This window comes from Acetobacter sp. UBA5411, assembly GCF_002409645.1.
GTDB lineage: Bacteria > Pseudomonadota > Alphaproteobacteria > Acetobacterales > Acetobacteraceae > Acetobacter.
The window spans coordinates 234,686-257,306 of record NZ_DHNR01000031.1 but is presented as its reverse complement, the minus strand read 5'-3'; the positions used below and the strand labels follow the sequence as shown (position 1 = coordinate 257,306).

The following is a 22,621-nucleotide window of genomic DNA, read 5'->3' as shown; positions in this document are numbered from 1 at the left end:
AGCTTTTTTCAAAAAGCTTCAGAGAACGCCGCCTTTTTGAAAAAAGGCAGCACCCAAAAACTTTTATTATGAAATGGTTTCTGACTTTCTTCAGTGATAAGTGCGCAATAAGCCGACCAAACGACCCTGAATTTTCAGACGTTCAGCCGGAACAATCCGTGTTTCATAAGCTGAGTTGGCAGCTTCAAGGGCGACCGTGTTGCCCTTTTTACGTAGCCGCTTGAGCGTCACTTCCGCATCATCAATAAGCGCGACAACAATCTGACCGTTCTCGGCATTGTCTTCCCGACGGATGATGACCGTGTCACCGTCCAGGATGCCAGCCTCGATCATGGAATCACCGGCAACTTCCAGAGCGTAATGTTCGCCCTGCCCTAGAAGCGCCATCGGCACTTCCACCTGCTCACTGTGATCGTGCAGAGCTTCTATCGGCAGACCGGCGGCAATCCGCCCATAGAGCGGCAAGCTCATAGAAGCTGCCGCCTCCCCGGTCTTTACACCAGCAAGGCGCTGCGAAAAATCACCCTTGATGACATTCAGGGAATTGGGGGATGCTGTCGGTGACAATTGAGCGGGTTCTGGCAGACGCAACACTTCCAGCGCCCGCGCCCGATTATGCCGACGCTGGATAAAACCGCGTTCCTCGAGAGCCGAAATCAGACGGTGGATGCCGGACTTGGATTTCAGTCCCAGAGCATCCTTCATTTCATCGAAGGAAGGAGAGAATCCTGTCTGACCAAGATAGGAATCGATGAACAGCAGCAGTTCATGCTGTTTGCGTGTGAGCATCGCGTCCAGTCCTCTGCTAATGTCTCATCTGTATGCGGAATCTGGTTTGTTCTACATTGGTTCCCTTTTCCGGTCAATCCTGCATCCAGTTCTCTCCGTCACAAACGGGAGAAGCCGCTCTCCAGATCGGCAATCAGATCCGCAGCCTCATCCAGTCCTATCGCCAGCCGGAAGGCCGGTCCGTCGGGGAGCGCATTCGGCAGGGAGCGCGACACGCCCCCCGTGGTGGGCAGCACCAGACTTTCATAGCCGCCCCACGACGCTCCGATGCCGAAATGCCGGAGACCGTTGATCATCCGCTCCATCGCCGCTCTGTCATGATCGGATGTCAGGACAACGGTGAACAGCGGACCCGCTCCAGAGAAGTCGCGCTCCCAGAACTCATGCCCCGGGCAGTCGGAAAATGCGGGGAAAAGCACCTGCGCCACTTCGCCCCGATCCCGCAGCCAGCAAGCCACCTTCCACGCCGTACGCGCCTGCCGCGCCAGACGCACGCCCATGCTGCGCAGACCGCGCAAGGTAAGCCAGCAATCATCCGGTCCGGCAAGCTGCCCAAGCTGGATCGCAGCGTCGCGCAGCATATGCCAATCTTCCTCAGACCCGACGGTGATGGCGCCCAGAATGGCGTCCGAATGGCCGCCGGGATATTTGGTCAGCGCCTGAATCGACACATCGACACCGTGCGTGAACGGCATGAAAATCCCGAAGCCCCAGGTGTTGTCGAGCAGCACCCTCGCCCCTCCGTCATGCGCCACGCGGGCCAGCATGGGAACATCCTGCACCTCGAACGTGTGGCTGCCGGGACTTTCTGCGAACACAACCTGCGTATTCGGCTGCATGAGCTGGCGCAGCCCTTCCTCGGAAATCATCGGATCGTAATAGGTGGCTTCCACGCCAAACCGCCGCAGCATGGTGTCGGCGAACCGCCGCGTCGGTCCGTAGCAGGAATCTGGCAGCAGGCAGTGGCCGCCGGAACTGGTCCATGTCAGTAGCGCCGTCGTGCAGGCGGCGAGGCCCGAAGACACGATCTGTGTATCCCGTCCTTCCTCGATCGCCGCGATGGCCCGTTCCAGATCATGCTGAACGGCGGAGCCCATCGCGCCATAGATCGGCGTATGCTCGTACCGTTCCGCGCCGACACGCCGCATGGTGTCCAGATCAGGAAACAGCACAGTCGAGCCGCGGGAAACCGGCGCATTGACCAGCGTGCCGGTCCGCCGAAACGCCTCGTCATGCACATCGGGGCGTCCGATTTTCACCAGCCGGGCGTTCAGCCGGTCCCAGCCTGCTGCGACCCTGTCTTCACCTGTCATGATCAACTCTGCTCCCTGCCGGATGTCGCTTCTCCTTTTACGATAGGCGCATCAGATGTCGCCGCCCATTCCGCCCACGACCCGTCATAAAGAGAGACAGTCTCATACCCCGCAAGCACAGCGCCGACCACAATGACGGAAGCCGTCATGCCCGATCCGCAGGTAGCGATGAGCGGTGTCTGAAGGTTGGCTGCACCCGCTTTCTCGAAGCGTGCTTTCAGTGCGGCTTTCGGCAGAAAGTGTCTGTTTGCGGCCAGCAGTTCGCCAAAGGGAATATTTTGTGCTCCCGGCATATGTCCGGAGGAAAGTCCCGCCCGCGGCTCCGGTGCGGCTCCGGTGAAGCGGCCCGCTGAACGCGCATCGAGAATCACGTCATCCGCATCAGAAGCGCAGAGTGTGAGCATGTCCCCCAGTCCTTTGAGCAGACTGGTTGTCAGCCGGGGAATATACTGTGCGGAAACAATCGGCGAAGGCGCGCCCTGCTCAAGTTCGCCCTCCGCTGCACGCCATGCAGGCATCCCACCATCGAGAATGAACACGCGCTCATGGCCGAACAGACGCAATAGCCACCAGGCACGACAGGAAGAGGCGATGTTCCCCTGATCGTAGATAACAATCGTGCTGTCACGGGTCAGTCCGAGTTCTCCGGCCAGTCGCGCAAAACGTCCCGCGGCAGGAGCCATATGGGGAAGTGACTGTTCAGGATCGGAAAAAAGCTCGATGTCGAAACGGCGTGCGCCGGGCAGACGGGACGCCAGAAAATCCTCATCTGGATCGGTCTGTTCGCCCGGAAGTCTGGCTGTCGCATCAAGAAGGGTGACGTCGCCGGAGGCGAGCGCACTCTTTACCGTATCAACATCTATAAGAGGCTGTAACACAGGTTCGACTCCTCTCCGCTGCCTGCGGAGAGGAGGAGTGAATCACTGGATGGCGTGCTGTGCAAGCAGGGAACGGAGACGCTCTGCCGCTTCCTTGCCCTTGCAGGATTCCGCCCAGAGCACTTCGATCACCCGCTGGTGGGCGTTGACCGCTTCCGGAGCGCTGGTCACCAGCGACACACCGGTGGTGGCGGCCGGAGACATGTCGCAACGGAACGGGTTGATGGCCAGCATCATCCGCTCGCGTCCCCGCATCAGGATGCAGTTGGTCGTGCTTTCAACATCCGCGAGCAGACTGAATTGAAGACCGATCGGCTCGGCTTCGATCAGCTCGGCAATACGGCCGATTTCCATCGCGGCTACCTTGCGGGCCTCGATCCGCAACTCGTCGGACATGGGGATTGCCTCACCCACACCACGCTGAAGGAAGCGCTCGATCGACTGTTCGCTCAGCATGGTGATCATCGTCGGACGGCGGAGACGATAGCTCTCCCTCCGGGAGGCGAAGATCTCCTGATACTGTTCAATCAGCTGTTTGTTTTCCACCTGCTCCGCAATTGCACGGTTCAGGATGGAATCATATTCCGGCGAGGTTACCAGATAAGCCACCGGATCACTGATCTGGAGGATCTGGTCAGCTTCCTCCTCAACCTGTCGAACACGTTCGAAGAAGCTGAGGGGTCGGCTGTAATATTCCACGCCGATACTAAGAAGTGTGAGCGGCGAAACCTTGAGTAGCTCGGCCAGTCTCTGAACCGTGTCGAGTTTGATCACCTCGCCTTTCTCATACCTGTACAAAGCAGCACGAGAGACGCCGAGGCGAGCGGCGATTTCATCCGCCCTCATACCCGATTCAAGACGAAAAGCACGTAGCTGCTGCCCGATCTCGCTCAGACGCATAGTCACAGCAGCCATTCCAGTCATTCCTTGAGACACTGTTTCTGGGGAATATTATTCGTCAATAATACGTTAATCTTGCGGACTGTAAAGTGTCCACAATTTGCGATATCATAAAATTATGACGCTCGACGCAAGAATCAGACAATTTTAAGGCGCTTCTGGCGCAATTTTGAGCTCTCGCACGGGAGCCATCTCCTATTCGAGGCGTGACACGCACCGTATAATGTGTTTCCAAAATCCCTGCCTTTTCCCCACAGAAGAGACAGTGCGCGCAGGCGGTCCTGCGAATTCGTGGAATGAAACGCAGGATCGGGCGTCATGAACGCTGAACGACTCATCTCCGGGCTGCTGATACTCGGCGTGGCCTACGGTTGCGTAGTCGTCACAGCGCCCTTTCTGTCCGCTATTCTGTGGGCGGCCATTCTGACCTTTGTGACATGGCCCATCCTGCTCAGACTGAGGCGACACATGGGTCCGGCAGCAGCAGCCGTCTGCATGACCGTTCTCAGCACGATCTGCATTATGGTTCCCATCGCGGGCATCACCTCCAAGGTACTGGCTGATGCGCCACAGGTTCTGTCGGATCTGACCGACACATTTCTCCCCAATCTGCGTCTGCCGCCCGTTCCCGCATGGCTCAGCAAGCTGCCACTCGCCGGAACCGAAGCCACGCACGCCTGGGATAAGGTGGGCAAGGATCTCAGCCATATCGGACAGAGTCTGCGTCCCTATGCCGGCGATATCGCCCAATCCGTCCTGTCCGTCCTCATGCAACTGGCGAACGGCGGTCTGCATCTGGGGATGGCGCTGTTCATCGCCTTCTTCTTCTGGCTGAGCGGTGATTCACTGGCTCGCACGATCCGTCAGTTGATCAGTCGGGTCGCGGGGCGTCATGCCGACCGTATCCTGCGCATTGTCGGCGGGACCGTTCGGGGCACCGTATATGGCCTGCTGGGCACCGCCATTGTGCAGGGCGTGCTGACCGGCGTGGGCTTTTTCATCGTCCGCGTGCCCGAACCCGTTCTATTCGGCACGCTGGCCGCGTTTCTTTCCGTGCTGCCAATCGGCGCGCCGCTGGTCTGGGTACCCGCCGCAGTCTGGCTGGCCGTCTCGGATCATCTCTGGCGAGGTATCTTTCTGGCGCTGTACGGGATCATCCTGATCTCGGGCGCGGATCATATCATTCGCCCTATCTTCATCGCTCGCGGCGCACAACTTCCCTACCTGCTGACACTCATCGGCGTGATTGGCGGCGTTCTGGAGTTTGGAGGGTTGGGCATCTTTCTCGGCCCGGTCCTTCTTGCGGTCGGATATATCCTGATCGTTGAGTTCGCCGCTGGTCGTGTTGCTGACCTGCCACAAGACCGCAAGACATCGGAGACATGATGGCCGCCCCCAAGCTGAAACCCCTTCTCAAACGGATACGCCGTCGTCCCCGTCTGCGCGGCAGGATTGCAGCGACCACCACCCGACGGGGCGATGTCGATATCAGAATCATCAGCTGGAATCTGCTGCACAGTGTCGGAGCCAGCATTCAGGACGTCATGACGCTTCTGGAGAGAGAAAAGCCCGACCTTCTTCTGATGCAGGAAGCGACTCAGGAAATCGACCAGCTTCCCGATCTGATGGGAGGCTATTACGCACGCTCCCCTCTCCCCGGCCGGATTCATGGTGTCGCCTGCTGGAGTCGTATTCCCTTTTCCCGTGCGCCCCGCACCTGCGTGATACCGTCCGGCATGATCGTGCGACGCATCGCGCAGATCATCCGCCTGCCGTCGATCACTGTAGCCAATGTCCATCTGTCACATGGACAGATCATGAACCGGCGTCAGCTGCGGCGTCTTTCCGCCATCCTCCCGGCTCCCGCCGCCATTCTCGGAGATTTCAATCTGGTGGGACCCACACTGGTGCCCGGCTTCGCGGATGTCGGACCAAGGGCACCGACACATCGAATGGTCGATCTTGTCCCCATCCGCATCGACCGCTGCCTGATCCGGGGAGCGATCTGTGAAAGTGCCAGAGTTCTGCCAGTTTTCGCGTCCGATCACAGACCGATCATGGTCACGCTTCGACCGGGCGTTTCAGATTTTCACTCATTTGCCGAGACCGTGACGCTGTCAGAGTAATGCTCTGACACGCACGCCAAAGGCATGGGGGCTCTGTAATTAACAGATGTCCCCCAAGGCATTATCACGATTTAGAGAAACTGAATGAACAGGGCTTTGAAACAGCCCGCAGGGCCGTCGTCGCGTCCACCTGTTTCTTTTTGCAGCGCGTCCTGCGTTCCTGAACGAACGCGGCGCTCAAAATCAACAATATGATCACCGGGACAGGAAACGCCGGGATCAAAAAAATGCGCCAGCCGGATTTCCCTGCTGGCGCACAACCATACCCATAATTCTGACGGTCCTGAATGACCGCAAATACGGCTCCATCACGCTGCATGAAACAACGGAGAGGGAGCCGTATCCGGGATCAGAAGCGGTAAGCGATACCAGCCGACACAACGGTCGGGTCGAGAGATTCATGAGCGCGGATACGCACGGTCTCGGCCGGATCCTGTGCCCATGCATGCATACGCATGAAAATCTGCTTCACATCGGCATTGAAGAACCAGTTGCCGACGATCTGGTAGTCAAAGCCGACATTGACGGAAGGACCACCGGTAAAGCCGGAGTTCAGCTTCAGGCCATTCGCGCCGTGCATGTTGTGGAACCATGTCAGGTTGGCGCCCAGACCGACATACGGGTTGAAACGCTTGTGCGGACGGAAATGCCAGGCGACCGTCAGGGTCGGCGGCAGCACCCATGCGGAACCGACATCCGTCTTTGCGCCCAGTGCGCCGCCGTGACCGGCCACTTCATGACGCGTGCTGGTGGCGATCAGGTCCAGCGAAAGATTGTCGGTGAAGAAATATTCAAGGGTCAGCTCAGGCATCGCCTGATTGGTCGTGGAGATATGCGCACCCGGCAGACGCTGACCATTCAGGCTGACCTTGCTGTCACGATCCTGCGGCAGGACGCCGACACCGGACAGACGGACCATGAAGTCGCCTTTGCCAAGACCGATCTTCGTGCTGGCGCAGGTCTCAAAAATGCCACAACGGCCACTATGATTGACCGGAGCTGCGACCGGGGCAGCAACGGGTGCGTTGACATAGGCGGAAGCCCCGGCCGGAGGCGGCGGGGGAGCAGCAGCCGTCTGGGCGTGCGCCGTGCCGCAGAGAGCGCTGGCTGCCAGAAGCGTGGCGGCCAGAAAGGATCCGGTCTTCATCATGGGGCGTCACTCTTATCAAACTGTAATGTTCGCCGCTGAAACCATACCCCGAGTGTTAACGGCCTTAATCTGAATCAATTCGTCACAACTTCCAGAGAGGTGAGTTTTTTTTGCAACAGTAAGGCGATCTCTGCGGTCCTGAATGGATCAGGCCGCTTTTTGTCTGTCACCGAAAGCAGAAAGTCTGGGCGACACTCTATCTTCCGCATGTCCAGTAATCGGTTTCACACAAAACAAGAGTAGAGATGTCCGTTGTAAGAATGACGGCGGAGTATGCTCTTTCAAATATGAGAGCTCCGCATACAGGGGTCCCCACAACCCAACATTCCCTGTAACTCATTATAAAGGATTATTTTTCGTCTCTTGCGACAGAGGGATTCATCTGTTTCGCAATAGCAAGAGCAGGGAGAGCCTTCATTCAGACAGGATGACGGACACCATTTCTCTCCGGTCACAAAGCGTCATCCGGATAACGGTAAAAACACCCTGCTGCCGCAGTCTCCCACGAACCAGACAGACGCAGATTTTTCAGGCTGAGATATCGTGTCATTTTCACAATGATTTAAATCAAGCCTGTCACCCGCTCTCAGGGGGTGTGATCCGCTTTCATTCGCGCTAGAGAGGGAAGGCCAAGCTTGAGCTCATAAAATGCCGCATCCGGCCGGAGAGAAAGACACATTATGTCAGTATCTGCCCTGACAGCCGGAAACAGTCCGTCCCACCCCAAGCGAATCGTCATCGCTGGAATGGATGGCTGTCAGACCTGTTCTGTATGCGAAGTACGGGCGCATGGAATCTGCAGTGCGCTGAATGACGATGAACTGTCCCAGCTTGCACAGGCAGCGGTGCGCATGACCATCCCGCCCGGCCGACAGTTCATCGAGGAAGGCTCCCTTGCCGACGAGTTTTTCAACATCACCTCGGGCACGGTCAAACTCTTCAAATCACTCCCCGACGGACGCCGCCAGATTACGGGATTTGTGAGCATCGGCCATTTTCTCGGTCTTGCCGTGTCTGACCGTTACGCCTTTGGTGCCGAAGCCATTGATCAGGTCCGACTCTGCCGTTTCTCGCGTGAGCGGCTTGAAACCGTGATCGACGAATTCCCCCGTCTGGAACGCCGTCTCCGCAATGAAGCCGCGAACGAACTGGTTGCGGCTCAGGATCAGATGCTCCTTCTTGGACGCAAGACGGCCCGCGAAAGGGTTGCCAGCTTTCTTTATAGTCAGATCACCGAGCTCTATGGCGACGACATCCCGCAGAACGCCAAACTCCATTTCCCCATGACGCGAGCGGACATCGCCGATTTTCTGGGACTGACCGTGGAAACCGTAAGCCGGACGATCAGCGGCCTGCGACGGGAAGGTCTGATCGCCACGGGCGCCGGTCATGAGATCACCGTTCCCACACCGTCCCGCCTGCGGACCATCGCCAGCGGTGAGGAATAGCCTCCCACACAGGATACCGGGGCGTGGAACACTACCCAGCTGGCACTCATTACTGTTTTTGAGACAGCGTTTTAACCTGCCGTCGATTGCAATTCCTTGACGAGATCATCCAGCGCCTCGTCTTCCGGCGACATGCCTTTCAGGTTCGTCCAGTTCTGACGGGAAATTAGACCGTAGGCTTCATCGCAGCGTGTGGTGAAGAAGTCATAGGACATGCGACGCGGCCCACCCCATGTGTTGAGATAGAGCCAGTCGGAATCATAGCCGTGCAGCCACACGGCATGACCGCCCGCGATGCTGTTATCGGCGGTCGGGTCGATAACCCAGTCATTATTTCCAACACAGGCATACTGGGGAAGCGTCAGACCGATATACAGGCCACCCAGCATGGCGATGGCGCGATGAACGGACTGCGTATCTTTCGGATTGATATAGCCAAAGGCTGTCAGGTAATCGCGTGTCTGACCCGGCCTCTCGTAGCCTTCGCGACACCAGCGGGACAGGACTTCAACCTCGACCGCGCCCTGATCCGTTGACGGATCATTTTCAACATATCCGGATTCCGCGCTGTAGTTGGCGACAACCTCATCATCACTCAGGACAATCGGTGTGAGGGCTGAGCCGGTCCATGTCCGGATGGCGGATGCGACGGATACCTGCGTGCAGCAGCCGAGACGATCATTGCACCACATCGGCCAGTCAGCGTCCGCGGCCCAGTTCACCGAAGGCGGCGGCGTGGGAAGACGAAAGCTGAGAGGCGCGGAAAGACGGTAGGTTCGCGGGTCCAGACGAGCGGGCTTCTTGCCCAGTCTGCGCTGAGTCATGCTGTTGGGTTCTCCACTGTTGAGCATGTGGAGAACGATACGTGTCCCAGCCCTGGCGTGGGGCTGGGGGTCTTTGTTCATATGATCGGGAAAAAATGAAGAGGTTTCTGGTGAAGCTTTTTTCAAAAAGCTTAAGAGAACATCGCCTTTTTGAAAAAAGGCGACACCCAAAAACTTCTATCAGTTATCGGAACTGCTCAGCACACGCCCGGCAATCACCTCCAGCTTGCTCAGCAAGGCCGGCTCCCGACGCTCCGGCGCGGTGATCAGCGCATGTTCGAGCGCCCGATCACAACCGGCCGGGCAAAGACCACGCGGCTGACCCAGCGCCGGGATCATCGCTTTCACGAGCGAACGAGCATGATCGGCGTTCTGCTGCATGACGCGCACAACCGCATCGACCGTGACACTGTCATGATCCTGATGCCAGCAGTCATAATCAGTCACCATCGCAACCGTCGCGTAGCAGATCTCGGCTTCACGAGCGAGCTTGGCTTCCGGCATGTTGGTCATGCCGATCACCGCACAGCCCCAGCTGCGATACAGTTCACTCTCGGCCCGCGTGGAGAACTGCGGCCCTTCCATCACCAGATAGGTGCCCCCACGGGTGAAGGCGATGTTCAGCTCTTTCAGCTTCTCTTCCGCCACGTCGCCGATACGCGGGCAGACCGGATCAGCCACGGAAACATGCGCCACACAGCCCGTATCGAAGAAGCTCTTCTCACGGGCGAAACTGCGATCAATGAACTGATCCACAATCACGAAATGTCCGGGCGGCAGATTTTCGCGCAGGGAGCCGACAGCCGAGAGAGAGATGATGTCCGTTACACCGGCAATCTTCATCGCCGCGATATTGGCGCGATAGTTCAGGCGTGACGGCGGGATTGGATGGCCGCGGCCGTGACGAGGCAGAAACACGCAGCGGACGCCATTCAGTGTTCCAAACAGCAGTTCGTCAGACGGTGCGCCCCAGGGAGTGTCAACACGCCGCCATTCCTTGTTCTCAAGACCGGCGATGTCATACAGCCCCGATCCACCGATAATGCCGATAACCGGTTTGACCTCAGGCGCGGGACTATTCGACATTGGACCAGATTCTCCGTTTCAAGAAAAAAAGCAGAAGTGCGAGGCATAGCAGATAGACAAGCACCCGCACACCGGTGCGATGACGGGCGGCCAGATGCGGCTGGGCGACCCACGCCAGAAAGGTCGTGACGTCGCGTGCTTCCTGTTCAACCGTCGCGGATGTGCCTTCCGGATAATGGACCTCACCGCCCCGCAACGGCGGCTTCATGGCAATCATCCGCCCCGAAGCAAAACGGTTGTAAAACTGACCAGATGGCACAGCCATGCCCGCTGGGGCAGGCCCATAGCCGGTGAGCAGCGCATAAATCCTGTCCGGGCCACCGGGATATACGACAGTAAGCCGCGACTGGTCCGGAGGCACGACACCCTCTGGAACACCCGCCGGTTTTACGGGTGTCGGGAACGCATCATCCGGCAGACCATGACGATATTTCAGCGCCCCGGACAGATCCCGTCCATCCTGAATCTGGTAGCTGGATGCAATGGATTTCACCGCTTCAGCATCAAGCCCCATGCCTTCGAGGTCTCTGAACTGAACATGCTTCATGCCGTGACATGATGAGCAGACCTGTTCGTAAACCAGATATCCACGCTGCACGGTGGCAAGATCGAAATTGCCCAGCGGTCCTTCAAAACTCCAGTGTTGAGGTGACGCATGATCGTGATCGGGGCGTGTCTGCGCGAGCATGGGTGATGCACTGAAAAGTGCTGCTGCGATAACGGGAATAAAAAACGCCATTCTCACGACGCACTCTCCACAACCGCGCGCTCACGTCGGGACACAAATGGCAGAACGACAAGAAAATGGAAGAAGTAAAACACCGTCGCGCATCGTCCGATAATCAGCCAGCTTCCCTCCATGTGATGCTGTCCGGCCAAACCCAGCGCCACGAACGCGGCAACGAGCAGGATCATGGACAGGCGGATGAGCGGTCGTTGCCGCGCGGATCGCACGGGCGACTGATCGAGCCACGGCACAAGGAACAGCACCACCACAGCACCGACCGAAGCCACGAGACCGCCGAACTTGAACGGAATTGCCTGAAGCATTCCGAAAAAGGGCAGGAAATACCATTCCGGTTCGATATTGGTCGGTGTGTGCAATGGATTGGCAGGACGATAATTTGCTGATTCTGTCACAAGATCTGGAAACAGAAACATCACCGCAGTCAGCACGATGGCGAAAACCGCCACTCCGAAGGCGTCCTTGATCGCGAAATAAGGTGAGAAGGGCAGGCTTCCCTTCCGGTCTGGTTCAATCCCGCTCGGGTTTCCAGAACCTGCAACATGCACGCCCGCCACATGCAGACCGACCACCGCAACGATCGCAAACGCCAATGTAAAATGCAGCACGAAAAGATGGTGCAGCGTGCCGTCACCCGGCTGGCTTCCATCAAGAAACACACGCTCTGTAAACGGCCCGATCACGGGAATGGACGCCAGCGCCTTTCCGGCAATATCCGCGCCCCAGTAGGACATCTGCCCCCACGGCAGGACATACCCAGCAAAGGCGGTGATCATGGTCATCACCAGAAGCAGCAGACCGAGCAGCCACACCAGTTCACGCGGCTTCTTGTAGGAGCCATAATACAGGCCACGAAACAGATGCAGATAAAGTGCGCCGAGAAACAGGCTTGCGCCCGCCATATGCATGGACCGCATCAGCCAACCGGACGGGACGCGGCGCTCAATCGCCTCGATGGACGCGAACGCTCCTGCTACCGTCGGCGTGTAATTCATGACCAGCACGAGACCGGATAGCAGCATCAGCACGAGGACCGCTGACAGCATGGCCCCCACGGTCCAGAGCATGTTGGCCGAACGCGGCATCGGAAAATGGCGGAACTGGGTGGTGAGAAAACGCCTGACAGGCAGACGGCTGTCGAGCCAGTCCTGTTTGCTTCCGTCGTTCTCCCTGTCGCTGGACGACGAACCTGTCATGCGGCGTTCCCCTGCTTCCCTGCGCACACATCTAATTCAGTTGGCGCGACAGGTCCACGGAAGCTGGTATGTCGAAATCTGGCCGAAGGGACTTCGGGCCATCAGGTTACTGTCTCAAGCCACTACCGGAACTGTAATTCGCGGTGGTGAAACTGTGTTTCAGCACGACATCATTTCCGAAGACGACAGTAAGCGTCTTGTTTTTGTTGTTTGATCTTTCCCCAAGCATGCCCAGCCCTACAACATCCTGAGCGATTGAGAGGCCGTCTTCCCTGCCGGACGTAAAACTATAAACCCAGACTTCATAGCCGTTTTCGTAGGTTTTCTGTCCCGGCTCACCGTATATCTGACGCACCTGCGATGAAGTCGTCATACCATCATGAATATTCTGATTCACTTCCTGAATGGTCGTATGTTTTATGGAAGCATCACCCGTGGACGTGCAGGCGCTTGTACTGGCTATCACAGCCACAACGACAACGCTTCTGATGATCTTCATCCTGTGACCAGTCCTTTTAGCTATATATTCTCAGCTTACTCCATTGTGTTCCACCGATACAGATAGAGGCTCATCCTCGTGCGTTTCCGGCATGGCGAACAGGAAGAGGAAAAAGACAGCGGCCCCGCTCCCTGCCAGCGCCAGAAACGCCGGATTGAACCCATAAGCAGATGTCAGCTGACCTCCGACGAAATTCGAAAGCAAGGCTCCCACGGTGCCAACGGCAAGTCCCAAACCAATGAGAAAATTCCGCCGACCGCCCTTCTCCGCCAGATCCGACATGATGGCATAGAAGAGCACCAGAATAATGCCCGACGAGATACCATCCAGAATCTGGGCCAGACACATGACTGGCCAACTGGCGCTCCAGAAGACCAGCAGGTCACGCAATGGCTGCATCGCCAGCGCCATCAGAAAGAGCGGCTTGCGCCGACATGATCCGGCAGTCCGCCCAACCAGAAACGCGACCGGTACCATGGTCGCCTGCGCGACGATGATGCAGACGGCCGTCATGAAGGGCACATTGCCGAAGTGATAAGTGGCATGCCGTTCGATCATGAGCGGAACGGTTGCGCCATTCGCCAGATTGAACAACAGGAGGCAAATCAGGAAGATGAGCAACGGAGCATTGGTCAGCACACGGAGGGCCTTCCCCCCCTTTGCTATGGCTGATTTTGACTTATCCGATGAAGCTTCCTGTGCATCGGCACGGCCAGTCAGTCGCGCCACAAGCAGGAGGCTGATGCCTGCCAGCCCCCCGATGGCCCATAAAGGCGTGAGCGGTCCGGCCATCGTGCCCACAGCGCACATGAAACAGGCAACCAGTGCGTTGCCCATATGGTTGAACGACTCATTGCGTCCCATACGCGCCATATAACCGCGAGGCCCCGCAGTCTCGCGACTGATGGCCGCCAGCAATGGTGAGAACAGAGCGCCAGCACCACCGGCAAGGAAATGGACGCAGACAATCTCCCAGAAGCCGGGAAACAGGGCGGCGACCGAGACAGAGACGATTGTCACAAGGCAGCAGCTCGCCAGAATGAGCCTGCGCGAAGACAACCGGTCGAGCGCCCATCCCCCCAGCAGACGTGCAATCACCGCGCCCGCACCGCCCGACGCAATCGCCATGCCGATGTCGGATGACGGCCACCCATAGGCGGCGAGAAGGCCGGTCAGGAAAGCGCCGAGATTATACTGTACGTCCGCCAGCAGAAAGCTGATGCCATCCAGGGCGAGATTGTCCCGACGGCGGAGTGTGTCTGTCTCATGGCTGGTCATCGGTCCCCATCATCATTGTCTCTGGACCGCATCTGACGGCTCGATCTCAGCTTGGTCATCTATCGCGACAGCGCGCTGGCACGTCGCTGTGGCGGTCTGCCCCGAACAGCGAAAACAGAACCGCATCATGCTGTTCAGCGCTGCCTCTGATTTCCGTTAGAAATCAAGCCGACCAATAAAAGACAAAGGTTTTTGAGTGAAGTAGGTTCTCCGGATCCTGAAGATACGCGACGGAAAAACTGCCTTTAGTCTCTTGCCCTGATCGGCTCTGTCCCGTCCGAGGGATCATTCTGCCCGGCCAGCAAAGCGCATGCGCTCACCAGCCGAACGGTGCAAAGCAGGGTTATTGGGCCAGATAGCCACCATCAACCGGCAGCACGGCACCCGTGATGAACGAGGCTTCGTCGGAAGCCAGGAACAGGATAGCGTTGGCAATCTCAACCGGCTTACCCATCCGGCCCAACGGATGCATGGCCACCACTTTCTCAATGCCTTCCTTACCCATTTTTCCTACTGCTGGCGTGTCGATCGTGCCCGGCGCCACAGCGTTGACGCGCACACCCTTGTCAGCCAGATCGATGGCCAAGTGCTTGGTCAAACCCGAGGCGACGAATTTCGCGGGACCATACACCGCCTGTCCTTTCTGACCGGCAAAAGCGGAAATTGAGGACAGGCAGACAATCGCTCCCTTCCCGGCCTTCACCATTTCAGCCGCGGCGTATTTGCAACTGAGGAACATGCCGCGTCCGTCCACCGCCATCGTGTGGTCCCATAGATCGACGGTGGCCGACGCAAGATCAGCCTCAGGAATGATACCGGCATTGGCGACAAGAATATCAATCGCGCCAAAATGGGAGACAGCCTGATCCATCAGAGCCCGGACATCCGCTTCGTGACTGACATCCCCCACCACGCCGATGGCCTGTCCTCCACGGCCCGTTATGTCCGCGACGAGTGTGTCCAGCTTTTCCTTGTCGAGATCCGCCAGCACCAGTCGTGCGCCTTCGTTTGCAAAACGTTCCGCCGTTGCACTGCCTATGCCGCTCGCCGCACCGGTAATGACAGCAACCTTGTCCTGAATACGTCCAGAGGTCGAATGATCCGGACGTGTTTCATTTACGGACATTTTTATCTCCTGCAATGTGGAATGGGTCACGCCAGTTAACGAAAGATGCCCCCGTTAGGTTTCTTTTTCCGATGGATTTCCAGCAGCAGGCCCTCTGGAAAATCCATGCAAAACACATGAAAACCAGCGGTCAGTCCCTCAGACGCATGACGGCTTTGCCTCACCGGACCGGAACGAATCCCTGTGTCCTGCGTATGAAAAACAGCAGCAATTTTCCGGGTAGCCGCTGGCAATCATGTGCGAGTGGTTTTTTCCCACAGTGTCCCTGATGCAAAGCGGGGGACGAATGTCGCTTGTTCGGGCGGTAAACTTACGCCGTGTGATGGCGATGCCCAGCACGAAAGGAATGTCGATGACCGACGATAGCAGCAGCCGTAATCATGATTCCTCACGCCGTCAGCTCTTCAAGGCCGCAGGTATTGCAGCTGTGGCAGGCGCATCGACCTTCGGCCAGCGTGCGGCGGCAGCGGAGCCCAATGCGCCGGGCGGAACCGCCATCCCGCTTGCCGATCCCAGAAACCTGTTTCCTCATCCGCCCTTTAACGCACAGTCCCAACCCTGGCCCGGACTGGCTTCGAAAATGACGCCGCGTCCCGATCATGGGGAACAGAGCTATCGCGGCAATGGCCGCCTTGCCGGACGAAAAGCGCTGATTACTGGCGGAGATTCCGGTCTTGGGCGCGCCGCCGCGATTGCTTACGCACGGGAAGGAGCGGATGTCGCCATCAACTATCTGCCTGAGGAAGAAAGTGACGCGCGAGAAGTTCAGGCGCTGGTGCAACAGGCAGGCCGGAAGTTCGTCGGTCTCCCCGGCGATATTCGTAACGAGGCATTCTGCAAGGAACTCATCTCCAAGGCAGTAACGCAGCTTGGTGGTCTCGATATCTTCGTGAATTGCGCAGGCAGGCAGCATACGCATGATGATATTCTTGATGTTAGCACTGAAGATTTCGACTGGACTCTCAAGACCAATCTCTATGCGCTCTTCTGGCTGACCAAAGCTGCGATCCCACATATGCAGCCCGGTTCGTCCATTATCTTCACCTCATCGACAAACGCCTATAATCCGTCGACCAATATTCTCGATTATTCGATAACCAAAGCCGGGATCGCCAATTTTGCGAAAGGGTTGGCGAAGCAGCTCATCAAGCGCGGCATCCGGGTCAATGCCATCGCCCCCGGTCCGTTCTGGACAGCCCTACAGGTCAGTGGCGGCCAGACGACCGCAAATGTCGAGAAAATGGGCGGGGATGTACCAATGGGCCGTCCGGGCCAGCCGGTCGAGATTGCACCTGCTTACGTCCAACTGGCATCCACTGAGTCCAGCTACATGACGGGTCAGGTCATTGGCGTGAATGGCGGCGTCGGACTTCCGTAATCTCCGCCTACATTGATACTCAGTTTCGGGAAAATCTTTTATGACACAAGACAATCCCCATAACACCGGTGGTTCGTTGCATGATGTCGCGAGCCTTGCCGACCTCTCCACCACTACACCGTATCGCACGGAGGTCGAAGACAAGCCTGTGATTCTGCTTCGGCAGGAGAATGGACAAATCCGGGCTCTGGCTGGCGAATGCCCGCATAAGGGTGCTCCATTGGAGAAAGGTGTCGTGTGTGACAACCAACTGGTTTGTCCGTGGCACAAGGCAATCTTCTCGATTGAGGATGGGCGACTGCTTGAGCCTCTTTCACTCGACCCGCTCGCCGTCTATCCCACCGAAATCCGCGATGGACGTGTGTGGCTTTCCCTTACCACAGACCCGCTGCCAGCTGAAAAACCAAAAGAGCAGACTGAAACTGTGCTGATCATCGGCGCTGGCGCTGCGGGAGTAACAGCCGCTATTTCCCTGCGAGAATTCGGCTTTGCCGGATCGATCACCATGGTCGACAGTGAAACGTCAGCACCTTACGACCGCACGGCACTGACCAAGACCGTGCTGTCCGGCAAGGCCAAGGGCAATGCGCCTCCTCCCCTGCGTCCTGACAACTTCTGGACCGAGCATGATATTCATCGCGTCATGGGGAAAGTCGTGGCGTTTGATGCGGCGTCGCGTGCCGTTACGCTGGCTGACGGACAGACACTGACAGCCGATCACGTGCTGCTTGCTCCGGGTGCCACTCCCCGCAAGCTCGATATCCCCGGTGCCGATCTTCAAGGCGTCTTCACGATCCGGCAGGCCACCGATACGCAACAACTGCTTGAAGCCTGTCCATCGAATGGTCGGGTCGTGATCAGTGGTGGCAGCTTTATCGGTATGGAAGCCGCCGCCTCGCTGAAATCACGCGGTTTGCAGGTTACGGTCGTCGCTCCGGACGACACGCCGTTTGCAAAAAACTTTGGTCAGGAAATCGGAGTACGTCTCCGGCGTCTGCATGAAGAGAAAGGCGTGACCTATCTGGCCGGACGACGCATCGTTGGCGTGGAGGGAGACGAACGCGTCCACGGTGTCCGTCTTGACGATGGTACGCATCTGGACACCGATATCGTGCTTGTTGGCATCGGCGTACACCCTGCAACCAGTTTCGCGGCCAGTCTCGCAACTGACGATGGCGGCATTGATGTCGATGACAGCATGCGAACATCTGCTGCTGGCGTTTATGTCGCAGGAGATTGCGCACGCATCGCCCACGGCGACAGTCGTCTCCGGATTGAGCATTGGCGTTCGGCGCAGGTGCAGGGCCGTCAGGTTGCGCGCACGATCACGGGTCAGCCCGGACCAGCGCACTTCCTTCCCTGGTTCTGGACCCAGCAGTTCGACTGCAAGCTCGAATATGCAGGCTACCATGAACCGTTCGATGACGTGGCAATCGAAGGCGATCTGGAAACGTTCGATTTCGTAGCCCGCCTGATGCGAAAGGGGCGTTGCGTCGGTGTGGTTACGGCAGGACATCCGGATGTGACCGCCAAAGCCGTGCAGTCAGGAAGCCTGGACTGAGAAGCGTGTCAGCTTGTTTTGGCTGTGACATGATACAGGGTTGTTTCTCAGACTCACATATCTGAAAGCAGCATCATCGCCCGGTCGCAGGAGGAAACGTCTATGTCCATCCATGTCGGCGTCGCTGGCTGGTCGATCCCGACCGCGCTTTCCGATCGGTTTCCTTCGGTCGGCACGCATCTTGAGCGCTACGGGACACTTTTCTCAGCTGTTGAAATTAACAGCAGTTTTTACAGACCACATCGACGCACAACCTATGAGCGTTGGGCAGCGAGCGTCCCACCCGCATTCCGCTTTTCCGTCAAATTGCCCAAAGCGATTACGCATGAACGTCGTCTGGTCGATTGCGGAGCACTCATCGAACGCTTTGCAGGGGAAACGAGTGGTCTTGGCGAAAAACGAGGACCTATTCTGGTTCAACTGCCGCCAAGTTTCGCCTACCCCGGAAACGTGGCCGAACGTTTCCTTCAGGAGTTGAAAAGGGTGATCTCCAGTCCCATCGTTCTGGAACCGAGGCACGCCAGTTGGTTCCTGCCAGAAGTGGACCATATGCTGGAGACACTCCACGTCTCACGGGTCGCGGCTGATCCGGCCAAACCTCTGCTTGCAGCGCAACCGGGCGGCTGGAAAGGCCTCGCCTATTTCCGGTTGCATGGCTCACCTCGCATGTATGAGTCTCCTTATGGGGAAAAGGCCATTGAAACACAGGCGAAAGTCATTAATTCGCTCTCCGCGCTCGGCACCGATGTTTGGACAATCTACGATAATACGACTTATGGTGCCGCACCCGGGAACGCGCTTCAGCTTATGGACAGACTCGCTGAGCACACACACTGACCTCGCTCTCAACGCGAGCCAGCGCTGAATCTGCGAGCCGCACCAGCTGAAACTTGCCGCGCACGCATGACGTTGCGTGAAGGTGCTTTGTGCAAGCGATGTTAATCGGTGTTTTTGTAGTTATGGCGGAGAGAGAGGGATTCGAACCCTCGGTACGCTATTAACGCACACACGCTTTCCAAGCGTGCGCCTTAAGCCGCTCGGCCATCTCTCCAGCGCACGGAGCGTTTCATACCAGTATCTGTCCGAGACTCAAGGGGGAAAATGCGTTTCAGGCGATCCGGACTGATCGTGCCCGCTCAATGAACTGCTTCACAGTGGTCGGATCCTTGATTCCCGGCGCGCTTTCCACACCGGACGCCACATCCACCGCGGGCGCGTCACTCATGCGAACAGCCTGCGCGACATTCTCCGGCGTCAGTCCACCCGCAAGAATCCACGGTGCTGGTGCAGTCCATCCCGCCGTTACGTCCCACGGCAAGGTCAGCCCGTTCCCTCCGGGGCGGCTGGCGTCCTTAGGTGCACGGGATTCGATGACCAGACGCTGGACGTCGCACTGGACCGGCAGATCCGCACGACTGGACACAGGACAGGACAGCCAGATCTCCTTGCCGAACGTCTGGGCAAGCGAGAGTGCTCTCTCTGGCGAGGTATAAAGCTGGAGCACATCGAGCGGCACGGCATTGAGCACCTCCGTGACCTTGGCGTCCGTGGGTTCGACAAACAGCCCCACACAGACCGAACTGGTGCCACTGGTCCGTCGTGCAAGTTCAGCAGCCCGCACCGGCGTGACGTAACGGGGTGACTTCGCGAAGAAGTTCAGGCCGATCCAGTCCGCGCCGTATTCCAGACAGGCATCCAGCCCGCGCTCTTCGGTCAGCCCACAGATCTTGACGCCAACACTCATGCGCGGAGGAACCTTATGCCGAGAGTTCTGCCGCAATGGCGGCCGCAGCTGAGGCCGGGTCTGCTGCACCGGTGATCGGACGCCCGATAACAATCCAGTCAGCCCCAGCCGTGCGTGCTTCGGTGGGGGTCATGACGCGCTTCTGGTCACCCACAGCTGCGCCATGCGGCCGAATGCCAGGTGTCACCAGCACCGGTTTGTCGCCGAATTCTGCCCGTAACGCCGCCAGTTCATGGGCGGAACAGACCAGCCCGTCCGCGCCATTGCGAAGCGCCAGTTCGGCCAGACGGAGAACCTGCGCCTTTGCACCGTCCTTTATGCCCATCTCGGCAAGACCGTGATCGTCAAGGCTGGTCAGAACCGTGACCGCCAGCAGGATCGGCTTCTGGTCTTCCGGGAAGCTGTCATCGCAGGCCTTGCGGGCGGCTGCGACCATCGCGCTGCCACCACCTGCGTGGATGGTCAGCATGGCTGGCCGGATACGGCTCAGGCTGCCGATGGCGGCTCCCACCGTGTTCGGAATATCGTGCAGCTTCAGATCGAGAAACAGATCCCGTCCCGCTGCGACTCGTTCGACAGCATCGAAACCGGCAGCGTAGGCGAATTCCAGACCCAGCTTGATGGCGTCCGCATGCGGAGAGACGGCAGCAGCCCATGTCTCGGCCTGTGCAGGATCACGCGTATCAAGAGCGGCGATAAGCCGTGTGCGACGCTGTGCCATGCCTCAGACCGCCGAAGGGGATGGAGGTGCAATCGGGGTGATCGTCGTCGTGGTCGGCGGGATTGCGTTGGCTGTAGCTGCGAGACGCGCCTGCGTCTGCAAACGCTCAAGCTCCGCCGTCTGGCTGGCGACGGTTGCTTCCAGCTCCTTGTTGCGAGCCTCGGCCTTTCTGGCCCGACGGCGCTGACCCAGTTCACTGACCCAGACGCCAAACGCGCCGAGCAGCAGCCCGACAAAAGCGGTCAGAACGGCCAGAACACCCACAGAGGAGGACCAGCTATAGGTCAGGAACCACATCTGTGAGGGCTCCTGATTGCTCGCGGCAAACAGGATCAGCGCCAGAAGAAAGGGGACAAGAAGGATAAGACGAATCATGAAGCATTCGTAGCCTCAGCCGCTGCCGGGAGCAAGAAAAGCCGTGCTTTTTACTTTTATGACAAAGGCGTCTTTTGTTGTGACGCGCTGAAGGCCTGAAGCATGTCCTGCGCTGCGAAGGTCCACGGGGTTTCCCTGAAACCTGCCTCAACCCGCTTTGTCATCTCCGCAAGCGTATTGGCCTCGAACAGAAGCGGCCTGATCTTTTCCAGAGCATCATTGAGATTGTCCGGATCAAAATGCCCAGTCAGCCCCTGCCCTGCTTCCACCAGCGCTCCGCGATCGGAAGCCAGGCAGACCTTGCCGCGTATCAGACTTTCCGACACCGGCAGGCCCCAGCCTTCGTAAAAGGACGGCACGATCGTAAACAATGCGTTCCGGTAGAGCGTATCGATTTGCGCATCGGAAGGGCCCAGAATGAGCGTGATATGTCCATCGAGATAATTGCTGTTTTTGAGCTGTCCCATCAGGTCTTCGGCCAGCCATCCCGGCGAGCCGACAAGCACCAGATGGGGAATGTCCTCCGGCCTGTGCTCACTCAGCAGCCGTCGCCAGAGGCGGAAGAGGAGCACATGATTCTTGCGGACCTCAAGCGTCCCTACCGACAGAACATAAGGATGGCTTGTGACGGGCGGCGCGTCGTCTTTTTTCGGTTTGCCGGGTTTTATGGTGCCCATCCGGATCGGACGAGCGATTACACCGGGAAACTGGTGTTCAATATCGTTCCGGGTGGCTTGCGAGACTGAAAATACCTGATCGCACGCCGGCAGGGTGGAGGTCAGCCAGCGTCGGAAAACACGCGGCAGACCTGCTGGGCACCACTCGGGATAAAGCAGCGGAATGATGTCGTGTACCAGCAGTCCGAACTTTACGCCGTAATGGTGGCGGTAATGATTGATGAGCGTCCCATAATCGGGATGCGCCCACGGTGCGCCGAGCGCCAGAATGATATCGTGCGCAGCCGGTTGGAAAGGCTGCTGAGCCTTGATGTTGCTTTGCCGTCTGGCCTGCCTAAAGATGGAAATCCCTCCCCGCATCAGCGCAGGAAGGTCTCGCAAGGCTGCGCTCTGGTGGGCGGCAAACTGTCCCAACGGCACACGCACGGCGACGGGAAGCCGCAAGGCCATCCGCCTGATGAGGGAAGGAGCCGGAGTTTCTCTGAAGCTGCTGTGGCATATCTGTCCGGCACTTTGTCCGGACGACGCGGTAAGGCGTTCGTAGAGCGCCTCCACCTCTTCATTCGGCACAACGACAAACCGACGCCCGTCCAGACTGTGCCTCAGAAAACCGACCCGTTTCTGCATGTCGGGCAGACTGCGCATGGCGCGCTGGATCTCGAAAGCTACCCGCTGGATGCCACTGGGGCGTGTATTGGTGCGGCCATATTCGAACAGATCCTCGACATCGAACCAGACATGTCCGGGCAAGAGCTCTGAAGAAAGTGGCGAGGCTGGCATCGTCAGGGGTATTTCCGGCTTCTGGCA

Annotated in this window: 22 protein-coding genes and 1 tRNA gene; 6 read left to right on the top strand and 17 right to left on the bottom strand. The window is 58.0% G+C overall.

What is annotated here, in order from left to right:
• Positions 1-90 precede the first annotated feature (90 nt).
• From lexA to B3759_RS10490, 4 genes are all read right to left on the bottom strand, one after another.
• The gene (gene lexA, locus B3759_RS10505) at positions 91-789 is read right to left on the bottom strand and encodes a transcriptional repressor LexA (protein ID WP_291365866.1); all 699 of its coding nucleotides are present in this window, start codon (positions 787-789) and stop codon (positions 91-93) included.
• 98 nt (positions 790-887) lie between these two features.
• Positions 888-2,102, bottom strand: a complete 1,215-nt coding sequence (metC, locus tag B3759_RS10500) for a cystathionine beta-lyase (RefSeq protein WP_291365865.1) — start codon at positions 2,100-2,102, stop codon at positions 888-890.
• A 2-nt stretch (positions 2,103-2,104) separates the two neighbouring features.
• Entirely contained in the window at positions 2,105-2,980 is an 876-nt protein-coding gene (locus B3759_RS10495) for a sulfurtransferase (protein WP_291365864.1), read from the bottom strand.
• A 42-nt stretch (positions 2,981-3,022) separates the two neighbouring features.
• Positions 3,023-3,895 carry a helix-turn-helix domain-containing protein gene (locus B3759_RS10490; RefSeq protein ID WP_291365863.1) on the bottom strand — a complete coding sequence of 291 codons (873 nt, stop codon included), beginning with the start codon at positions 3,893-3,895 and terminating at the stop codon, positions 3,023-3,025.
• A 303-nt stretch (positions 3,896-4,198) separates the two neighbouring features.
• On the opposite strand from B3759_RS10490, the gene B3759_RS10485 reads away from it, so the two are divergent.
• A complete protein-coding gene (locus B3759_RS10485) occupies positions 4,199-5,266 on the top strand; it encodes an AI-2E family transporter (protein WP_291365862.1) in 1,068 nt (355 codons plus the stop codon).
• A complete protein-coding gene (locus B3759_RS10480; protein WP_291365861.1) occupies positions 5,263-6,006 on the top strand; it encodes an endonuclease/exonuclease/phosphatase family protein in 744 nt (247 codons plus the stop codon). The genes B3759_RS10485 and B3759_RS10480 overlap by 4 nt, the downstream gene beginning before the upstream one ends.
• 349 nt (positions 6,007-6,355) lie before the next feature.
• Here the strand turns inward: B3759_RS10480 and B3759_RS10475 are convergent, their stop codons facing one another.
• Entirely contained in the window at positions 6,356-7,156 is an 801-nt protein-coding gene (locus tag B3759_RS10475) for an OmpW/AlkL family protein (protein ID WP_291365860.1), read from the bottom strand.
• A 680-nt stretch (positions 7,157-7,836) separates the two neighbouring features.
• Between B3759_RS10475 and B3759_RS10470 the strand changes: the two genes are divergently transcribed.
• On the top strand, positions 7,837-8,604 hold the full coding sequence (locus B3759_RS10470; RefSeq protein ID WP_291365859.1) for a Crp/Fnr family transcriptional regulator: 768 nt from the start codon (positions 7,837-7,839) through the stop codon (positions 8,602-8,604).
• Between the two features lie 71 nt (positions 8,605-8,675).
• Here the strand turns inward: B3759_RS10470 and B3759_RS10465 are convergent, their stop codons facing one another.
• The 7 genes from B3759_RS10465 to B3759_RS10435 all read right to left on the bottom strand — a co-directional run bounded on the left by B3759_RS10465 (position 8,676) and on the right by B3759_RS10435 (position 15,358).
• The gene (locus tag B3759_RS10465) at positions 8,676-9,428 is read right to left on the bottom strand and encodes a hypothetical protein (protein WP_291365858.1); all 753 of its coding nucleotides are present in this window, start codon (positions 9,426-9,428) and stop codon (positions 8,676-8,678) included.
• 180 nt (positions 9,429-9,608) lie between these two features.
• Complete coding sequence (locus tag B3759_RS10460; protein WP_291365857.1) at positions 9,609-10,514, bottom strand: S-methyl-5'-thioadenosine phosphorylase; 906 nt, start codon at positions 10,512-10,514, stop codon at positions 9,609-9,611.
• Entirely contained in the window at positions 10,504-11,253 is a 750-nt protein-coding gene (locus B3759_RS10455; RefSeq protein ID WP_291365856.1) for a cytochrome c1, read from the bottom strand. Before B3759_RS10455 ends, B3759_RS10460 begins: the two co-directional genes overlap by 11 nt.
• Positions 11,254-11,255: 2 nt before the next feature.
• Entirely contained in the window at positions 11,256-12,455 is a 1,200-nt protein-coding gene (locus tag B3759_RS10450) for a cytochrome b (RefSeq protein WP_291365855.1), read from the bottom strand.
• A 106-nt stretch (positions 12,456-12,561) separates the two neighbouring features.
• Positions 12,562-12,954 carry a hypothetical protein gene (locus B3759_RS10445; protein ID WP_291365854.1) on the bottom strand — a complete coding sequence of 131 codons (393 nt, stop codon included), beginning with the start codon at positions 12,952-12,954 and terminating at the stop codon, positions 12,562-12,564.
• A 30-nt stretch (positions 12,955-12,984) separates the two neighbouring features.
• Positions 12,985-14,232 (bottom strand): MFS transporter, encoded by a 1,248-nt coding sequence (locus B3759_RS10440; protein ID WP_291365853.1) that lies wholly within the window; start codon positions 14,230-14,232, stop codon positions 12,985-12,987.
• A 343-nt stretch (positions 14,233-14,575) separates the two neighbouring features.
• Positions 14,576-15,358 (bottom strand): SDR family NAD(P)-dependent oxidoreductase, encoded by a 783-nt coding sequence (locus tag B3759_RS10435; RefSeq protein ID WP_291365852.1) that lies wholly within the window; start codon positions 15,356-15,358, stop codon positions 14,576-14,578.
• Positions 15,359-15,710: 352 nt separating this feature from the next.
• Between B3759_RS10435 and B3759_RS10430 the strand changes: the two genes are divergently transcribed.
• The 3 genes from B3759_RS10430 to B3759_RS10420 all read left to right on the top strand — a co-directional run bounded on the left by B3759_RS10430 (position 15,711) and on the right by B3759_RS10420 (position 19,134).
• Complete coding sequence (locus B3759_RS10430) at positions 15,711-16,736, top strand: SDR family oxidoreductase (RefSeq protein ID WP_291365851.1); 1,026 nt, start codon at positions 15,711-15,713, stop codon at positions 16,734-16,736.
• A gap of 40 nt (positions 16,737-16,776) precedes the next feature.
• Positions 16,777-18,297: an FAD-dependent oxidoreductase gene (locus tag B3759_RS10425; RefSeq protein ID WP_291365850.1), complete on the top strand. Its 1,521-nt coding sequence runs from the start codon at positions 16,777-16,779 to the stop codon at positions 18,295-18,297.
• Positions 18,298-18,399: 102 nt separating this feature from the next.
• Complete coding sequence (locus B3759_RS10420) at positions 18,400-19,134, top strand: DUF72 domain-containing protein (RefSeq protein ID WP_291365849.1); 735 nt, start codon at positions 18,400-18,402, stop codon at positions 19,132-19,134.
• A gap of 123 nt (positions 19,135-19,257) precedes the next feature.
• Here B3759_RS10420 and B3759_RS10415 read toward each other — a convergent pair.
• The 5 genes from B3759_RS10415 to B3759_RS10395 all read right to left on the bottom strand — a co-directional run bounded on the left by B3759_RS10415 (position 19,258) and on the right by B3759_RS10395 (position 22,594).
• Positions 19,258-19,348, bottom strand: a tRNA-Ser gene (locus tag B3759_RS10415).
• 57 nt (positions 19,349-19,405) lie between these two features.
• On the bottom strand, positions 19,406-20,041 hold the full coding sequence (locus tag B3759_RS10410) for a phosphoribosylanthranilate isomerase (protein ID WP_291365848.1): 636 nt from the start codon (positions 20,039-20,041) through the stop codon (positions 19,406-19,408).
• A 13-nt stretch (positions 20,042-20,054) separates the two neighbouring features.
• A complete protein-coding gene (gene pyrF / locus B3759_RS10405; protein ID WP_291365847.1) occupies positions 20,055-20,762 on the bottom strand; it encodes an orotidine-5'-phosphate decarboxylase in 708 nt (235 codons plus the stop codon).
• 3 nt (positions 20,763-20,765) lie between these two features.
• Positions 20,766-21,137, bottom strand: a complete 372-nt coding sequence (locus tag B3759_RS10400) for a lipopolysaccharide assembly protein LapA domain-containing protein (RefSeq protein ID WP_291365846.1) — start codon at positions 21,135-21,137, stop codon at positions 20,766-20,768.
• 56 nt (positions 21,138-21,193) lie between these two features.
• Positions 21,194-22,594: a glycosyltransferase gene (locus B3759_RS10395; RefSeq protein WP_291365845.1), complete on the bottom strand. Its 1,401-nt coding sequence runs from the start codon at positions 22,592-22,594 to the stop codon at positions 21,194-21,196.
• Positions 22,595-22,621: the final 27 nt, after the last annotated feature.

Bases quoted from the DNA above. Each gene is read 5' to 3' on its own strand.
- pyrF (WP_291365847.1), bottom strand. From the start codon at position 20,762: ATGGCACAGCGTCGCACACGGCTTATCGCCGCTCTTGATACGCGTGAT.
- B3759_RS10480 (WP_291365861.1), top strand. From the start codon at position 5,263: ATGATGGCCGCCCCCAAGCTGAAACCCCTTCTCAAACGGATACGCCGT.
- B3759_RS10450 (WP_291365855.1), bottom strand. From the start codon at position 12,455: ATGACAGGTTCGTCGTCCAGCGACAGGGAGAACGACGGAAGCAAACAG.
- B3759_RS10460 (WP_291365857.1), bottom strand. From the start codon at position 10,514: ATGTCGAATAGTCCCGCGCCTGAGGTCAAACCGGTTATCGGCATTATC.
- B3759_RS10475 (WP_291365860.1), bottom strand. From the start codon at position 7,156: ATGATGAAGACCGGATCCTTTCTGGCCGCCACGCTTCTGGCAGCCAGC.
- B3759_RS10445 (WP_291365854.1), bottom strand. From the start codon at position 12,954: ATGAAGATCATCAGAAGCGTTGTCGTTGTGGCTGTGATAGCCAGTACA.
- B3759_RS10395 (WP_291365845.1), bottom strand. From the start codon at position 22,594: ATGCCAGCCTCGCCACTTTCTTCAGAGCTCTTGCCCGGACATGTCTGG.
- B3759_RS10465 (WP_291365858.1), bottom strand. From the start codon at position 9,428: ATGACTCAGCGCAGACTGGGCAAGAAGCCCGCTCGTCTGGACCCGCGA.
- B3759_RS10400 (WP_291365846.1), bottom strand. From the start codon at position 21,137: ATGATTCGTCTTATCCTTCTTGTCCCCTTTCTTCTGGCGCTGATCCTG.
- B3759_RS10490 (WP_291365863.1), bottom strand. From the start codon at position 3,895: ATGGCTGCTGTGACTATGCGTCTGAGCGAGATCGGGCAGCAGCTACGT.
- B3759_RS10485 (WP_291365862.1), top strand. From the start codon at position 4,199: ATGAACGCTGAACGACTCATCTCCGGGCTGCTGATACTCGGCGTGGCC.
- B3759_RS10410 (WP_291365848.1), bottom strand. From the start codon at position 20,041: ATGAGTGTTGGCGTCAAGATCTGTGGGCTGACCGAAGAGCGCGGGCTG.
- lexA (WP_291365866.1), bottom strand. From the start codon at position 789: ATGCTCACACGCAAACAGCATGAACTGCTGCTGTTCATCGATTCCTAT.
- B3759_RS10455 (WP_291365856.1), bottom strand. From the start codon at position 11,253: ATGGCGTTTTTTATTCCCGTTATCGCAGCAGCACTTTTCAGTGCATCA.
- metC (WP_291365865.1), bottom strand. From the start codon at position 2,102: ATGACAGGTGAAGACAGGGTCGCAGCAGGCTGGGACCGGCTGAACGCC.
- B3759_RS10425 (WP_291365850.1), top strand. From the start codon at position 16,777: ATGACACAAGACAATCCCCATAACACCGGTGGTTCGTTGCATGATGTC.
- B3759_RS10420 (WP_291365849.1), top strand. From the start codon at position 18,400: ATGTCCATCCATGTCGGCGTCGCTGGCTGGTCGATCCCGACCGCGCTT.
- B3759_RS10470 (WP_291365859.1), top strand. From the start codon at position 7,837: ATGTCAGTATCTGCCCTGACAGCCGGAAACAGTCCGTCCCACCCCAAG.
- B3759_RS10440 (WP_291365853.1), bottom strand. From the start codon at position 14,232: ATGACCAGCCATGAGACAGACACACTCCGCCGTCGGGACAATCTCGCC.
- B3759_RS10435 (WP_291365852.1), bottom strand. From the start codon at position 15,358: ATGTCCGTAAATGAAACACGTCCGGATCATTCGACCTCTGGACGTATT.
- B3759_RS10430 (WP_291365851.1), top strand. From the start codon at position 15,711: ATGACCGACGATAGCAGCAGCCGTAATCATGATTCCTCACGCCGTCAG.